Below are 15,299 nucleotides of genomic sequence, written 5' to 3' on the forward strand. Positions count from 1 at the left end.
TGTAATTCCCTGCTACTGGCCATTCTGCTGCAGTGTTATACAGGCAGAAATAAAAAACCTGGCTTAAAGCCAAGTCTTGTTAATCGATCTATAATGGCCGTAACATGAAAACTACAATGGAACCTTAACGGCAATTCGCGTTCCTTGCCCCTTCTTGGAAGATAAATTTATTTCACCATTTAGTAAGCTCATCCGCTCCCACATCCCCATTAAACCAAAGCTTTCAGAGCCTACATTCTCCGCAGTATCAAAACCTACTCCATTATCTTCAATAATTGCCGAGGCTGTTTTTGTCATAAACTCAATCCGCACAATAACCGATGAAGCCTTTGCATGCTTCTCAACATTAGTCAAGGCCTCTTGAATAATACGAAAAAAGCTTATTTCCACATGTGAATCCAACCGCTTCTCTTCCCCCATCACACGCAAGTCCACACTAATTCCCGTACGATCTCGTAATGTATCCAGCGTACGGCGAATCGTAGGAACTAGTCCTAAGTCATCAAGGGTCATTGGCCGGAGATCAAAAATAATTTTGCGAACCTCTTTTATACAAAACCGTACTTGTTCACGCAAGTCCTTCAACTCTGCCTTAGAGCGAGTCAAATCCGTTTCAATCAGTCGTTCACAGACTTCGGCTCTAAACACAATATTAGCCATTGTTTGCGCCGGTCCGTCATGAATTTCACGAGCAACTCTGCGGCGTTCTTCTTCTTGCGCCTTAATAATTTTCGCACCAAATAGTTGACGTTGCTGCATGGATTCAACCTGAACGAGAACATTCTCCATTTGTGTGCCCATTGCCGCAAGGGCTGAACCGACTAAGGTAGCAAGGCTCTCAGCTTTGGCTACTGTCTCCTTCAGCACTTTTAAACGATGTTCCAGATCGTTGCGCTGGCGCCGCATATTTTGTTCCTGCTCACGGGCCACCGCAAGATCAACCTGCAGCTGGCTAGCTTCTTCGTACGCCGTCTTAACATCCTGTTCACAATAAATATGAAAGTTGCGGCTTACTTCCATTAAGCGGAGTCGTGAGCGGCGTACCTTGCGCTCCAACTCATCTACTTTACATATAATTGCAGCTGCTTGCTGTTTCATTGCATACACGTCTTTGGCAATGTTGTCCATCTCACCCCGGGCAGCCTCATAAATTTCAAAGATTTGCGACTTTCCCCGCTCGACGGCAGCGACAGTTTGCTTAATAATTTTATCAAGTGCTTTTGTATCAATTGTTTTATTCACAACGCTGCTCCTTGCTCTTGCAAATCGATCCTATTATCATGTTGTAATGCTCATTCGCCGCTTAGCGGCTGTTTACCTGCAGCTAAATCCAGTCCTTGCCGCTAAAGTACCGGTACATAGTTATTCCTATTATTGTCATCAAAACCAGCACTGCCGGATAACCATATTGCCATTCTAATTCAGGCATGTATTTAAAATTCATACCATAAAGCCCAGCTAAGAAAGTAAGAGGCATAAATATCGTTGAAATAACAGTTAGCATTTTCACTACTTCATTCATCCGGTTGCTGATACTGGATAAATAAATTTCCAACATGCTTGAAGTCATATCCCGATATGTTTCCACTGTCTCAATCACCTGAACGGTGTGATCATAAATATCCCGAATATACAAAAGCGTACTGTCTTTAAAGAGCGCCGAATCTCCCCGTTCAAGCTGTGCAATAACCTCTCTAAGGGGCCATACGGAACGACGAAGATAGAGCATTTCTGTTTTCAGATTGTGAATAGCAGGCAACAGCTTAGCATCAGGCTTTGTCACCAGTTCTTCTTCCAGTGTCTCTACCTGCTCTCCCAGCTGCTCCAGCAGCACGAAATAATAATCTACTACCGTATCAACTAAAGCATAAGCAAGATAATCAGCACCATGTTTACGAAAGCGGCTTTGGCCATTTTTAATTCTTTCACGCACTGGCTTAAAAATCGGCTGATTTGATTCTTGAAATGATATGACAAAATTGGCACCAACTAGTATATTAATATGCTCGGCTGCTATAAGCTGCTTTTCCTCATCATAGCCGAGCATTTTCAGCGCTATATAAATATAATCCCCATAGTCTTCCAGCTTTGGCCGTTGATTGGTATTTAAAATATCTTCGAGTGTCAGCGGATGGATAGCAAACAACTGCCCAATGTGTTCTACTATTTCTACATGGCTAAGCCCATTAACATGAATCCAGATTACACCACTCTGACTAGCAGCTGATAGTTCATTAAGAGAGATCCCTTCTTGCTCTCTTATGACACTTTGCTCATCATAGCACAAAAATGTGATTACAGGCCGTTCTGACCGTTTACTGCCTATATGCAGTAAAGTTCCTGGCGGCATTCCTACCTTTTTCGCTAATAGCCGATGCTGTTTTCTCATGATCTTAACCTCAATTTCCCTTGCTGACCGGATGAATTCTCTATTCGCTATGACCAGTAAAAATTCCTAGATGCTTTTGCTATAATAAAAAAGCGACAGTCGTATGACTGTCGCAACTAGCAGTATCTTATTTACCCCACTCTGTGTGAAATGTGCCTGGTTTATCAACACGCTCATACGTATGAGCGCCAAAGTAGTCACGTTGGGCTTGAATTAAATTCGCCGGTAAAACAGCTCTCCGGTAGCTGTCATAATAATCTAAGGAAGCACTAAAAGCCGGTGTTGGAATCCCGAGTTCCTTGCAAGTCTTAACTACCAGGCGCCAATTGTTTTGTACCCCGGCTAAAGTAGAGCTGAAATAGGGATCAATCAACAGATTTGCTAAATCCTTATTAGCAGTAAATGCTTCTTTAATACGATCCAGGAAACGTGCGCGGATAATACACCCGCCGCGCCACAACAATGCCATATCACCATAATTTAAATTCCAGCCGTATTCTTCACTGGCAGCCTTTAACAGTGCAAAGCCCTGGGCATAAGAACAAATTTTAGACGCATACAATGCATCGCGAATAGCCTCAATAAAAGCCTGTTTATCGCCTGTAAAAGTTGCATCAGGTCCTGCTAAAATAGCCGAAGCTGCAACGCGCTCAGTTTTGTAAGCCGACATGCAGCGGGCAAATACAGCCTCAGTAATTGTAGGAGTAGCTACGCCTAGATCCAAAGCACTTTGGGAAGTCCATTTGCCTGTGCCTTTCTGACCGGCTTTATCAAGTATAAGTTCAACAAGCGGCTGGCCTGTCACTTCATCAACCTGTGTAAAAATATCCCGGGTAATTTCAATTAAATACGAATCTAATTCCCCTTTATTCCATTCACTAAACACTTCATGCAATTCATCTGCAGTAAGCTGCAAGGCTGTTTTCATAATATAGTAAGCTTCACTAATGAGCTGCATGTCACCGTATTCAATACCATTATGTACCATTTTCACATAGTGACCGGCACCGTCAGGACCAACGTAAGCACAACAAGGACCATCCGCTACCTGGGCGGCAATGCGGGTGAAAATAGGCGCCGTTTCTTCATAAGCCGACCGGTCGCTCCCCGGCATTAGACTAGGCCCCTTTAACGCACCCTCTTCTCCACCTGAAACTCCCATGCCAATAAACCGGATTCCTTTTGCTGTTAACTCCTGATTACGGCGGCGGGTATCCTCAAAAAATGAATTCCCACCATCGATTAAAATATCCCCTTGTTCCAGAAACGGCAACAGCTCAGCAATCATATCATCAACAGGTTTGCCTGCCTTAACCATAAGAACAATCTTGCGGGGAGCAGCCAGCATACTAACCAATTCCTGCGGTGAATGAGCGCCTTTGACAGGCATACCCTGCCCTTTGGCTGCAACAAATTCATCCACTTTGCTTACCGTACGATTATAAACAGCCACAGAAAAACCTTTTCCAGCCATGTTAAGAACTAAATTCTCTCCCATGACGGCTAAGCCGATCAAACCAATATCACACAGTTGCATGTTATATCCTCCTCTTTGTATTGCAGAAAATTATTTTCACATCTGTATTAATTTATAGAAAATAAATTAAATATTTACATTCGCGTCAAAGATAGTATTTCCTTTTTCTACAGGAAAAAAAGGTGCGTTTGCACGCACCCTTTTAAAAGATTAATTAAACTGCACTAGGCAATACAGTTGCCGCCGTTTCGTCTATTTCAGCTGCTACATCTTCCCACACTATGCGCGGTGCTTTCGCAAAACCATTAAATACGGTTGCTGAAGCCGATGTATAGGCTCCGCAGATTGGTACCAGGATAAGGTCATCCACCTCAAGGGGAGGTGTCATTTTATCGCGAAACATAATATCCAGGGAGTCGCAGCTGGGGCCTGCAAAAGTAGCAGGTATTTTTTTGCCTGCTTTAAAGGTTTCTAATTCAAAATCCCAGTGATCAAAAATAACCCCTGAAAACGTTCCATATAATCCCTCGTCCAGAAAGTACCACTGTTGACTATTGCGTTGCTGCGTACCAATGACGCGGGTAATCAGATTTACTGTTGTACCACAAATAAATCGTCCTGGTTCACACCAAATCTCGGTGTTTGGAAAATATTCTTTCAGTGCAGTACTAATTTCGTACAACATTGCTTCAGAATCGAAATCATCATCAATTTCAGGTATCGGGAAGCCACCGCCAATATCAAGAACTCTGAGTTTTAGACCGGCTTGAGCAGCTTGATCAAACAACATTCTGCATCCAGCTATTGCCTCCAGGTAGGGTGCTGCGCTCTTAGACTGACTGCCGACATGGAAGCATAGGCCTGCAACATCCAGCCCCTGTTCACGTGCCAGAAACAATAACCGCAGCGCATCATCGATGGAGCAGCCGAATTTTTTATTCAGGTCTACATGTGCTTTAGGATTGTCCACCCGCACCCGCAAAAGCACTGATCCGCCGGGAACGGCTTTTGCCATTTTGTAAATTTCGCTCTCACTGTCATAAGTAAATTTATGAACACCGACTTGATTAGCCACTTGAAATCCATTGGCTGTTTTAATCGGATTGGCATACACCATACGGTCGCCAGCAATTCCCTTAGCAGCTAAAGCCAACATTTCACCGTCGGAAGCAACATCAAAAAAACATCCCAGCTGCGCCAGTTCATCAATCAGGCGCTCATCAGGATTGGCCTTTACGGCATAATAAACATTTACGCCGGGCAGGTGTTCGGTGAGAAACTGGTAATTTTGGCGAACTTGCTCTGTTGACAGAACAAGCAAAGGAGTTCCATATTTTTGAGCTAAATAATGAACTGCTGCTTCGGATAATTTGAAGTGGTTTTGCAAGCCCTTCACCCGCCTTAACTAAAGTTGCCCCGAAAAGGCACGTTACGATTGTATCATAACTAGGGGAAAGTGCAATAGGAAAATGAAGAAAATCGTACTTATTCCATGCTAAGTTACTTTAATCATTGCAATGGCTATGTCAGATCGGCTTGACAAATCCAGTATTATTCCATCTTCAAGCGTTACTACAGGCTGTAAATTGGGAAAGGGCTCAAAAAAAGTTATTTTTCCTGTAGCGCCATTTGTTAATTCCACTGATGCACCGACCAGCTGCTGCCGCATTCGATCGATAAAGGTACCTAGTACATGGGAGTCAAAATATCCACTCATTTCATACATCATCGTATAAACTGCGTCAATCGGTGAAATCCCCTGCCGGTAGTAACGGTCGCTTACTAAAGCATCGTATACATCAGCAATAGCTAAAATGCGGGCAAAGGGAGAAATTTTATTTCCATCCAGCCCCAAAGGATATCCTAAGCCATCGATTCTCTCATGGTGCTGTAAAATACCATCAAGTATCGCTTTTTCCATCATTTCATTGCCTAGTAACAATTGTAAACTATGCCGCACGTGTTTTTTTGACAGTTCCATTTCATCCAATGTTAATGGTCCCGACTTCGAAATGATTTCAAACGCCACTTTTGCTTTGCCAATATCAAGCACCAAGCCTGCATACACCAGGTTACGCACCTCAGCCTCTGAATACCCAAGCCAGCGGCCTATAAACCCCACAAGCAGCGCCACATCAATCGCATGGCGGTATAGATATGCATCAGCACGTCCAGAGGCATGGATGTAAATAAATGCTCCTTTCCTATCCAGCAGCGGGTAGAGCTTCTCTTTGGCCAGCTGCTCAAGCTCCCTGAGTGGAATAGGCCTTCCACACCGTGCCATTAAATAAATTCTCCTGAGCTGGCTCTCTACATACTGACAGCAATTCTGCAATTCTTCATATACCGATTGATTACTTTTTACTACAGATCTACTCTTGTCAGGAGCCGCAAGCTCAAATACCTGTTGTAGAAGCACGTCCAGCTCTTGCGCACCCGCGCCGGTATGCCTGTTTTGACAAGCAATGCGTACACTGCTCCGGCCCCACTCTTTAAATTTGCTAATCCACGCTTCCGTCAATATTGCACCCTGGCCTAAGCTTATTTTTTCATCGGGGCTGCTGATTTGCTGCGCTAGCTCCATGCCCGGCTTTAAAGCTCCAATTGCTATTTCCTGCACAATTTACCTCCCCAGCTTACTGCTGGATATCTGTAATCGCCTATAATATTCCGAATATTTGACTTTCATTGTATTCGACATGATAGGTCATTCTCCTATTACTTATGTAGGAAATTATGTATATTTTTTACAATTCGCAGCAGTAAAAAACGCAACCCGAAAGTTGCGTTTTTGCTTACTACTGACTGAGTGCCTGTTTTAAGTTTGCTAAGTTCTGTCGCATCATCGACAGATAGTTTCTTCCTTGCTTTAAATCCTCTTCAGTTAAACCGTCAATCGGATTTAGTACCAAGAGCTTAGCTCCGGTCTCTTTTGCAATTGTTTCAGCAAGTTTAGGACTAACCAAAGCTTCAAAGAATATTGTAGTAACTTGCTTTTCCCGGCAGAATTTCACTACTGATGCCATTTTATCCGGAGTAGGCTCAGCATCCGGCGCAAGCCCCATAATAGGTGTCTGCTGCAAATTATACCGTTTTGCTAAGTATTGAAAAGCAGCATGGGTTGTAACAATATCTTTTTTAACCACAGCAGCCAGACCGCTTTGGAATTCTTCATGAAGCTTAGTCAGCTCTGCATTATACCTGTCGGCATTAGCACGGAAATATGCACTGTTTGCAGGATCAGCCTCACTCAAAGCGCGAGCAATATTATTTACTTCCACGATTGCATACTCTGGATCAAGCCAAACGTGGGGATCAACCTGATGTACATGATTCCCGTCTTTTTTGTCATGATCATGGCCTTCATGCCCATGACCTTCGTGTCCGTGCTCTTCCTGCTCACTTTCTTCAATCCCGCTAAGAAGCGGGATTCCTTGAGAAACCTCTACTGCAGATGCCGCACCCAGAACATCCTTGTGAAGCAATTTATCTACAGGCTCAAACCCGGCTCCGTTATACAAGAAAACTTTTGCACTTTTAACTGCAATCAGGTCTTTTGCCGTAGGTTCCCACTCATGTGGTTCTGCCCCGGGAGGAATAAGCATAGCAAGATCAATTTTGTCGCCACCTACTTGCTTAGTAAACTCATAAATGGGATAAATTGTCGCTACTACCTTTAATTTATCACCCGCAGTCGAAGTGGGAGCGGGCTTAGTCTTGCCACCGCAGCCAGCGACCACTAACATAGCAATGATCAATAGAGACACCAAAAACCAAATTTTACGGAACATTATTATCCTCCTTGAGAATGTAACTAAATAGGAATATTACTATTAGTTTAGGAAAAATTTCTGTAAATGTCAACTTTTTTTACTATTTTTAAAAACGCCCTGTAATTACCATCCTGGTGATTGTATGGCAAAAGCGATTATTTGGAGAAACTATCCCAAGGAGGTGGATAACATGCAAAAAGGTGCGCATCCGAAAAAGCCGGAACTGAATACCGAAGCGATTAAAGCAAACGAAGAAGTCGGCTACAATTCTAATAATCCGGAGCCATCACAGATGAAAGATTCTGTTGTATCTGACTCTGAAGGATTGCATTCAGCTCTAGAATATATCAATCATAGCGCCGGACAGGAGGACTAATCATGAGCAGTCACGATGAGGAAGTTTTTGTTGCCGGCACGGAAGACGGCATAACAGCAGAATTAGAAAGCACTGGTGTTATATCGTCATTCTCCAGTTACGCTCATACTGAAAAAATTTCTCATAAAAACCAGTCCGCTAATGATAAACAAATGGAAGAAATAAGCTAATAAAAAAGACATAAGCTATGAGCAGTTTTCACGCTTTGCTCATGCTTATGTCTTTTTTATTTGCCCTGTTTATACTGAATCAATCCGTTATTACGCAATTTGCAGGCGGGGCACTGCCCACAACCTTCCCCCATGACGCCTTCGTAACAGGTTAAAGTCTTCATCCTGATATAATCGAGCTTACCCATATCATCAGCTAATTTCCATGTCTGCGCTTTATTCAGCCACATCAATGGCGTATGAATAACAAATTGATATTCCATTGCTAAGTTTACCGTCACATTCAGTGACTTAATAAATACATCTCTACAGTCAGGATAGCCGCTGAAATCAGTTTCGCACACACCTGTCACGATATGCTGCATTCCTTTCTGCTTAGCCAGCACCGCTGCAAAGGACATGAACAATAAGTTTCTGCCATCTACAAAAGTAGATGGTAAATCGCCCTTTCCACCTGAGGAAATCTCCATTTCCGGGCGGGTTAATGCATTGGCTGTCAGTTGATGCAATAGGGACATATCCAAGACCGTATGCACGATGCCAAGCTCGCTGGCAATGGCCTTTGCACAGTCAATTTCCTGCTTATGACGCTGATTATAATTAAAAGTGACTGCTTCTACCTTATTAAACCGTTCCAACGCCCAGAAGAGACACGTAGTACTGTCCTGTCCTCCACTGAAAACCACCAGAGCACTGCTGTTATGTACAGCCATTCTTTTCACCTCATCGTTGTCGCCTAATCTACATCGCTTAGCTAGCACTAGTTTATCACAAAGAACAAAAGAGGGCTACCTGGCGGTATGCCCTCTTTTATGGAACTTCCGGACCTTCCTGTACATCTTCCATGGATTCCATACCTTCAGATGCTTCGATTGATTCTGGTGCTTCGATTGATTCTGGTGCTTCAGGTACTTCTGCTTCTTCCGTACGCTTGGGTTTGTGAAACCGCAATTTGCTTGCAGCAAGATTCGCTTGCTGCTGCCGGTGTTTTGCGAGTTTTCCGCTGTCCACCGGTTGAAGCTTATCACCAAAATCTGCTAGTAACAGTGCTTCAATTTGCTCGGGTAGGAGCGTATACGATTTTAATTCCAGCCCATTTTTCACTATCTATCTCGCCCCTTTCGCGAAGGTAGTATTAGCAGTTATAGGCAAAATTATGCTATCTATGACCACGCTTATTGCGAATTATTACAAAGATTCCTAGCAAAGCCGAACCAAGAACTGCGCTAACAACTTCTTCCCATATCAGACCAGGATTTGAGAATCCGACTCGCATAACAAACTGAGCATAGCTGCCAAGGATTAATACCATAAAGAGCCCAATAACAAGCAATTTTATTTTTTCAATATTTCGCAGGTTTGCAAACATATTCTCACATCCCGTCTCTTGAATAATTATTATCTTTGCATATATAGTACCATAATATGGATAGAATTTTCAAGTTATTATAAAATATATTATATTTTTAAATAATAATTATCATTTAAAAATACAAAAAAAGAGACGTATTGAACGTCTCTTTTCTCTAACTTACTCCAAGTACACCTTCAATTTGTGTCAATGCTGTTAAAATCTGCTCCAGTTGCTGTGCTTCCGACAGTTGAATCGTCAACGGAATCATAATCATTCCTTTTTCGCATTCTTCAATTTGAATTTGCAAGATATCCACGCCCAGTGTTCGAAGACATGATCCAATGCGTCCAATCTGTCCGGGAAAGTCAAGCGATTTAACGGATAATTGCACCAATGAAGGCACACGACAGGCATTACGCCGGTCAATAATCGGAAAAACCTCTAGCACGATTGCAATAAGGATAGTAGTTGCAACCGCGCTGGTCAGTGCACCTACTCCTGTCGCCAGGCCAACAGTAGCAACTACCCACAAGCTGGCAGCTGTAGTAAGGCCTTTTATAGTAGCCCCTTCTTTCATAATTGCGCCTGCTCCCAGAAAACCAATACCGCTTATTACCTGCGCACCCAGCCTGGCTGGATCAGCATTGGTTAATCCTTGTACGGCAGCATACATATTCACTGACAGCACTGCCGTCAAACAGGAGCCTAAACATACAAGAATGTGCGTTCTTAAGCCTGCAGTTTTCCCTCTATGCTGTCTTTCAAATCCGATAATACCGCCAAGAATCACAGCAGTTATCAGCCTGATAAGCATTGTCGCATCATCAATCATCATATCGTTTCTCTCCCGCCTGCTGCCCGTTCCTTACCGGCGCAAAAGTAAAGGCCGTAAGTAAGACAGTACCTATCTAAAGCAGTTGTTGAGCCAGGCGAGTGAGGTTAGCACTGCAGATGCCACAGAGGCCTCCATAAGCAGCATGGACACATCTCCTGCTGTAATTGGCACCATGTTAACCACCTCCTCACCTGATTGAACACCAAGATTCTACACTTACAGCAACGGGGAGTGAAGATTATTCTGGTGAGCATTCTCTATCTATTCTATGCTTACAACTTTATATTGCACACCTTCTGCGGTTCACTGTAATGGTCCTTTTCACCACGATACAGAATAGGAAAAAGCAAAGCACCGAGCATAGCTACGACACCGGCAGTAACAACACCCGCAGTATAGTGACCTGTTGCCTGTACGATATATCCCATGAAAATAGGTGCAATAATACCGGGAATATGACTAATGATTTGGACAAGTGCGCAAGCATAGCCAGCGGCCTTTTTACCGCCTACATCAGGCGGAATTGCCCACTGGGGCCCCAGAATAAACATGATCAAGGAATAACCAATAGACAGTAAAAAAACGCCTGTCATGGGGTCTTCAGCTAATGCTGCCGGAATCATCATTACTCCGCCGGCAAATAGACCGGACATAATAGGCAAGTTTTTAGCAAGCTTCAAATTGCCAGTTCTCTTGTACAGCCAGTCTGATACAATCCCGCCACAAGGAATTGTGATCATGGAGAAGAGAAAGGGAAGCATGGCAATAAACCCGGTTTTGGCAATGGTAAAACCACGCTCATGTTGTAAATACAGAGGCAGCCAGCTGGTATAAGTGTATAAAGTCCAAACAAGTGCTCCATTCGATAAACAGGCTGCATATAGGGAAGGTTTTTTAATTACCACTTTAATTGCTTCCATAAACGATAAAGGCTGTTCATTGGCAGCATCTTCCGCACTAATGACTTGTCCGTCGGCGATATGTTTTAACTCAGCATTATTAATATTCGGATGTTTGTCCGGACGGTCGTTCATGGTGTATATCCAGAAAATCAACCAAATTAGTGACAATCCCGCGGAAACTAAGAATGCGCCTCGCCAGCCATATTGCATCATGAAGTATGTAACAAAAGGCGGCGCAATGGCCAGGCCAACTACCATGCCATTAGCTTGTAGAGACATCGCGCGTGACCGTTCTGATTTAGGAAACCAGGTAGCCCCTACTGTTGAGGCCACCGGCCAGCACATGCCCTCAAAAAAGCCAAAAACAACTCGAAAAATAACAAAGGATGTTACGCTTGTTGCCAGACTGGTTGCCGCCAAAAGCGCCGACCAGCAGACGATTGCAATAACATACATTCTTTTGGCACCAAAAACCGAGGAAAGTGCGCCACCTGGTAATTGACCTAAAACATTCCCCCAGGTAAAGGCACTAAAGATAACTCCCAGTTGTACGGGTGAAAAGCCAAACTCCTTTTGAATAAGTGGGGCGGCAATGGAGATATTGACTCTGTCCAAATAATTAAGCGTAAGGATAACAAAAACGAGAAACATGATCCGCCATCGGATATTCGTCATTTTAACCAGGGCGGTACTTGGGGTTACAGGCAAGGTTGTCAATTGTATTCCTCCTTAGAATATAAATAAGATTGTAAAAATCCAGACCTCCTTTTCAGCAAAAATGCGGGCCTAAGATAATTATCAAAGCTCCCGCCTTTATTTATCAGAATTATCCCACGTTCTTTCGCCTGGCGATAGCGGGGAAAAGCACGATTGATCTGTAAGAAAAATCCGTAAAAAATAATAAAAACACGTAGGGATTTTTCCTACGTGTTCGTGGTGGGAAGCAAGCAATATTTAACGGCGTATTCAATAAGCTCACTTTTTTTCGTGAATTCCAACTTCTGCATTAAACGCGATTTATATGTTTCGACTGTCTTGACGCTAATAGCTAGGCTATCGCCAATCTCGCCCAGTGAATATCCCCGGACAATCAGCTTTAAAACCTCTCTTTCACGTGAACTTAAAATAACATAGGGATTTCTCTCTTCCGTTTTATGCGGTTGAGCAAGCAGTGCAGCCAATAATATCTGGGATTTCTCCGGATTAAGATAAATTTGTCCTGCAGCAGCAGATTTAACTGCGGCAATCAGCTCCGTATCAACTGCTTGCTTTTCCACATAGGCACTTGCCCCCGCCTGCATAGCTTCCTTTACGTAGCGTTCATCACTATGCATAGTAAAAACAACTATTTTAATTTTGCAGTTTCTGCTTTTAAGCTCACGAATGCACTCTATTCCGGACATATGGGGCAAGGATAAATCTAGAATAAGGACATCCGCTTCAAGCTGCTCAATCAATTTCAAAGCCTGTTCTCCATCAGTTGCCTCACCCACCACTTCACAGGACGCATCGTTTTCCAGCAGAAACTTGACGCCAGCCCTGAGCGCCGGGTGATCATCAACCAGTATAATGCGATGTTTTTCCATAATCTCACTCCATTAGCACCGGAAATCGGGCCATAAGGATTGTACCGCCTGATTCGCCGGGTTGAATAACAAACGTACCGCCTAGCAGCTCTGCCCGTTCTCGCATGCCATACAGGCCAAGCTGCTTATTTTCGTAGCTCATCTCCAAGATCTGTGGTGCTATACCGATCCCATCATCAGCTACCGTTAGAATGACGGCATTTAAATCCACCTTTACAGTAACACTTACCGATCGAGCAGCTGCATGTTTTGCAATGTTGTTTAAGCTTTCCTGCAAAATGCGATATAAAGCCAGCGACACATCATTAGTGACTATCAGTTTATCAACAGATGCTGAAAAGCGGATAAGAATACCGTATTGTAAAGAAAAATTGCGGCTATGGCGTTCCATCGCAGCAACAATTCCATGGTCATCTAATACAGGAGGTCTGAGCTCGAGTGCCATATTTTTCATTTCTCCCAATAGGCCAATAGCAAGCTCTCGCATTTTCTCCAACACTTGGTGCTGTTTATGGTCGTCAGACCGGGACGCCAGCACTTTAAGATAAGCAAGGAGCGAAGTCAGTGACTGACCTGCTTCATCATGAAGTTCCCGGGCAATCCGTTTCCGTTCTTCTTCCTGAATAGTAAACAGCTTACTAATCAGTTCGGCCCTCATGGCTTCTTTCAGGCGCAGTTCTTCAAGCAAATGTGCGTTTTCTTTCTGTTTCTGCTTAAGACCATCCACCATTTCATTGAAGGCTCCTGTTAACAGGCCGACTTCATCGTTTCCTTTTGCTGCAACATGCTCAGGCAAATTGCCTTTGCGAATTTCAGCCACAGCTGCCGCCAGCCTCCGTATTGGCCGGATGATAACCGAAGTGAGGCCGGTAGCAGCAAAGGCAGCTGCCAGAGCCATAACAAGAATACCAACAAAGATCTCCGTATTTTTACGATTCAAAAATTGCTGCATGTGCTTATCTGACATTCCGACGCGTACATAACCAATATCACCGTTTTCAATCGGCACAATAGCCTCATGAATGGCACCTTCATTACTTTCGTACCGGTTAATACGATAAGCTTCTCCTGGGGTAAGCGCCGCTGCCGCAAGATCATTCAATTTCTTCGGCAGACCGTCGGTAAAGGTATGGACTATAATATTCCCCGCCGAATCGGTAATGAGAATATACCTGACATCTTCTGTATTACTGCGGGTATTACTGATCCGTTCATACAACGCATAATTATTATCAAGTACAATATCATTGGCACTTAATATAGCAATATATTTTCCAATATCCACGCCCCGCTTTTCCATTTGGTGTCCCAGAAAATCAACAGTAGAATGTTGAACTAAAAGCCAGATCAACAAGCCTAAGAGCAGTAAAAGGCCTACAATTAAGCCATTTACCTGAGAATAAATTCCAAAATGCGATAAGCGTTTAATCATAGCTCATCCACCCGGTTGTAAAGATTCCGCAGCGGCTCATATAAATTAGGCTGGGGCATCACAAAACGGTCAATAAGTAATCCTTGCATTCCTTTGCGGGCTTCAGGTGACTTTTCCATATTTAAAAAGATCTCCCGCAGCTGCTCCTTCATTTCGGAACTCAGATTTTTACGCATAATAATCGGCCCTGTCGGCGCCGAGCCGATAGACGCAATAATACGAATCTGGTCAATCAATTCAGGCGTTTTTTCCTGTGCGTAATCATAGATCATACTGTCTATACTTGCACCGTCAGCTAAATTATTAGCAACTGCCCAAATGGATTTATCATGATTGTATGTATAGAAAAAACGGCTGAAATACCGTTCAGGCAATTCTTTATTTTGCTTTAGATGCTGCATAACCGATAAATGACCGGAATAACTTAGCGGATCAGTAAATGCAAAACTCTTGCCGCGAAGGCCTTCCATAGTTTCGATAGTACTGCTTTTATTAACAATCACATAAGTAGTATACAAGGAATTGCCCTGATATTGCTGCATAGCCAGCAGCTCCACATCCGTCAGTCCTCTATATGCCCCATATGCTCCCGTAGAAGAAAATGCAATATCAACCGCTCCATTAGCCATAAGCTGATTAACTTCTTCATAAGTATTGCGCTGAACTAAAATGACCGGTACATCAAGCTGGCTGGCAACATAATCCGCAATTTTACGGTAATATCCGATCGTATCTTTCGCAGATACCACAGACGCCAAGGCTATGCGAATCGGCTTATGTATACTTTCCGTTGTCCGGCGGATTTCCGCCTGCGCCTCCTTATCGGTAAAATCAATATATATTGCTTGATTTTTTGTCGTCTGGCAGCTAACCAGAAGTAAGCAAAGCACAACCAGCACGCTGCTCATTGCTGCTCTCAACATTTAATCACCTGCGTTCCAAGGTAATCTATCGTTATTATAGCACAGCACTATAGACTTCCCAATGAATTATAACGGACAAAAA

General features: G+C 43.4%; 16 protein-coding genes. 2 read left to right on the plus strand and 14 right to left on the minus strand.

Annotated features, from left to right (window positions below; translation table 11 throughout):
* Positions 1-111: 111 nt before the first annotated feature.
* The 6 genes from RTR76_RS17535 to RTR76_RS17560 all read right to left on the minus strand — a co-directional run bounded on the left by RTR76_RS17535 (position 112) and on the right by RTR76_RS17560 (position 7,657).
* Positions 112-1,242 (minus strand): sensor histidine kinase, encoded by a 1,131-nt coding sequence (locus RTR76_RS17535; RefSeq protein WP_312523202.1) that lies wholly within the window; start codon positions 1,240-1,242, stop codon positions 112-114.
* Between the two features lie 82 nt (positions 1,243-1,324).
* Positions 1,325-2,389, minus strand: coding sequence for a magnesium/cobalt transporter CorA (gene corA, locus RTR76_RS17540; protein WP_312523204.1), 1,065 nt, complete (start codon positions 2,387-2,389; stop codon positions 1,325-1,327).
* Between the two features lie 127 nt (positions 2,390-2,516).
* Positions 2,517-3,926 (minus strand): decarboxylating NADP(+)-dependent phosphogluconate dehydrogenase, encoded by a 1,410-nt coding sequence (gene gnd / locus RTR76_RS17545; RefSeq protein WP_312523206.1) that lies wholly within the window; start codon positions 3,924-3,926, stop codon positions 2,517-2,519.
* 154 nt (positions 3,927-4,080) lie between these two features.
* On the minus strand, positions 4,081-5,253 hold the full coding sequence (locus tag RTR76_RS17550) for a type III PLP-dependent enzyme (protein WP_312523208.1): 1,173 nt from the start codon (positions 5,251-5,253) through the stop codon (positions 4,081-4,083).
* A gap of 108 nt (positions 5,254-5,361) precedes the next feature.
* The gene (locus tag RTR76_RS17555; protein WP_312523210.1) at positions 5,362-6,486 is read right to left on the minus strand and encodes an HD-GYP domain-containing protein; all 1,125 of its coding nucleotides are present in this window, start codon (positions 6,484-6,486) and stop codon (positions 5,362-5,364) included.
* A gap of 178 nt (positions 6,487-6,664) precedes the next feature.
* On the minus strand, positions 6,665-7,657 hold the full coding sequence (locus RTR76_RS17560; RefSeq protein ID WP_312523211.1) for a metal ABC transporter substrate-binding protein: 993 nt from the start codon (positions 7,655-7,657) through the stop codon (positions 6,665-6,667).
* Positions 7,658-7,829: 172 nt separating this feature from the next.
* On the opposite strand from RTR76_RS17560, the gene RTR76_RS17565 reads away from it, so the two are divergent.
* Together RTR76_RS17565 and RTR76_RS17570 are read left to right on the plus strand one after the other, a co-directional pair.
* Positions 7,830-8,015 carry a hypothetical protein gene (locus tag RTR76_RS17565; RefSeq protein WP_312523213.1) on the plus strand — a complete coding sequence of 62 codons (186 nt, stop codon included), beginning with the start codon at positions 7,830-7,832 and terminating at the stop codon, positions 8,013-8,015.
* Between the two features lie 2 nt (positions 8,016-8,017).
* Positions 8,018-8,185 (plus strand): hypothetical protein, encoded by a 168-nt coding sequence (locus RTR76_RS17570; RefSeq protein ID WP_312523215.1) that lies wholly within the window; start codon positions 8,018-8,020, stop codon positions 8,183-8,185.
* Between the two features lie 56 nt (positions 8,186-8,241).
* Here RTR76_RS17570 and queC read toward each other — a convergent pair whose 3' ends face one another.
* From queC to phnD, 8 genes are all read right to left on the minus strand, one after another.
* Entirely contained in the window at positions 8,242-8,898 is a 657-nt protein-coding gene (queC, locus tag RTR76_RS17575; RefSeq protein WP_312523217.1) for a 7-cyano-7-deazaguanine synthase QueC, read from the minus strand.
* Positions 8,899-8,995: 97 nt separating this feature from the next.
* Positions 8,996-9,289 (minus strand): hypothetical protein, encoded by a 294-nt coding sequence (locus RTR76_RS17580; RefSeq protein WP_312523219.1) that lies wholly within the window; start codon positions 9,287-9,289, stop codon positions 8,996-8,998.
* Positions 9,290-9,344: 55 nt separating this feature from the next.
* Positions 9,345-9,554 (minus strand): hypothetical protein, encoded by a 210-nt coding sequence (locus tag RTR76_RS17585; RefSeq protein ID WP_312523220.1) that lies wholly within the window; start codon positions 9,552-9,554, stop codon positions 9,345-9,347.
* A gap of 157 nt (positions 9,555-9,711) precedes the next feature.
* The gene (locus RTR76_RS17590; RefSeq protein ID WP_312523222.1) at positions 9,712-10,374 is read right to left on the minus strand and encodes an MgtC/SapB family protein; all 663 of its coding nucleotides are present in this window, start codon (positions 10,372-10,374) and stop codon (positions 9,712-9,714) included.
* Between the two features lie 272 nt (positions 10,375-10,646).
* The gene (locus tag RTR76_RS17595) at positions 10,647-11,993 is read right to left on the minus strand and encodes an MFS transporter (protein ID WP_312523225.1); all 1,347 of its coding nucleotides are present in this window, start codon (positions 11,991-11,993) and stop codon (positions 10,647-10,649) included.
* Positions 11,994-12,199: 206 nt separating this feature from the next.
* Positions 12,200-12,862, minus strand: coding sequence for a response regulator transcription factor (locus RTR76_RS17600; RefSeq protein WP_312523226.1), 663 nt, complete (start codon positions 12,860-12,862; stop codon positions 12,200-12,202).
* Positions 12,863-12,866: 4 nt separating this feature from the next.
* Positions 12,867-14,294: an ATP-binding protein gene (locus RTR76_RS17605; protein ID WP_312523229.1), complete on the minus strand. Its 1,428-nt coding sequence runs from the start codon at positions 14,292-14,294 to the stop codon at positions 12,867-12,869.
* Complete coding sequence (gene phnD, locus RTR76_RS17610) at positions 14,291-15,217, minus strand: phosphate/phosphite/phosphonate ABC transporter substrate-binding protein (RefSeq protein ID WP_312523232.1); 927 nt, start codon at positions 15,215-15,217, stop codon at positions 14,291-14,293. The genes RTR76_RS17605 and phnD overlap by 4 nt, the downstream gene beginning before the upstream one ends.
* Positions 15,218-15,299 lie beyond the last annotated feature (82 nt).

This window comes from Anaerospora sp., assembly GCF_032013335.1.
Classification (GTDB): Bacteria; Bacillota; Negativicutes; order Sporomusales; family DSM-15969; genus Anaerospora.

What these genes read in the sequence shown, in the direction of transcription:
- RTR76_RS17590 (WP_312523222.1), bottom strand. Translation starts at nt 10,374, where the DNA reads ATGATGATTGATGATGCGACAATGCTTATCAGGCTGATAACTGCTGTG.
- queC (WP_312523217.1), bottom strand. Translation starts at nt 8,898, where the DNA reads ATGGCTGTACATAACAGCAGTGCTCTGGTGGTTTTCAGTGGAGGACAG.
- RTR76_RS17570 (WP_312523215.1), top strand. Translation starts at nt 8,018, where the DNA reads ATGAGCAGTCACGATGAGGAAGTTTTTGTTGCCGGCACGGAAGACGGC.
- RTR76_RS17605 (WP_312523229.1), bottom strand. Translation starts at nt 14,294, where the DNA reads ATGATTAAACGCTTATCGCATTTTGGAATTTATTCTCAGGTAAATGGC.
- phnD (WP_312523232.1), bottom strand. Translation starts at nt 15,217, where the DNA reads ATGTTGAGAGCAGCAATGAGCAGCGTGCTGGTTGTGCTTTGCTTACTT.
- RTR76_RS17560 (WP_312523211.1), bottom strand. Translation starts at nt 7,657, where the DNA reads ATGTTCCGTAAAATTTGGTTTTTGGTGTCTCTATTGATCATTGCTATG.
- RTR76_RS17565 (WP_312523213.1), top strand. Translation starts at nt 7,830, where the DNA reads ATGCAAAAAGGTGCGCATCCGAAAAAGCCGGAACTGAATACCGAAGCG.
- RTR76_RS17600 (WP_312523226.1), bottom strand. Translation starts at nt 12,862, where the DNA reads ATGGAAAAACATCGCATTATACTGGTTGATGATCACCCGGCGCTCAGG.
- gnd (WP_312523206.1), bottom strand. Translation starts at nt 3,926, where the DNA reads ATGCAACTGTGTGATATTGGTTTGATCGGCTTAGCCGTCATGGGAGAG.
- RTR76_RS17585 (WP_312523220.1), bottom strand. Translation starts at nt 9,554, where the DNA reads ATGTTTGCAAACCTGCGAAATATTGAAAAAATAAAATTGCTTGTTATT.
- corA (WP_312523204.1), bottom strand. Translation starts at nt 2,389, where the DNA reads ATGAGAAAACAGCATCGGCTATTAGCGAAAAAGGTAGGAATGCCGCCA.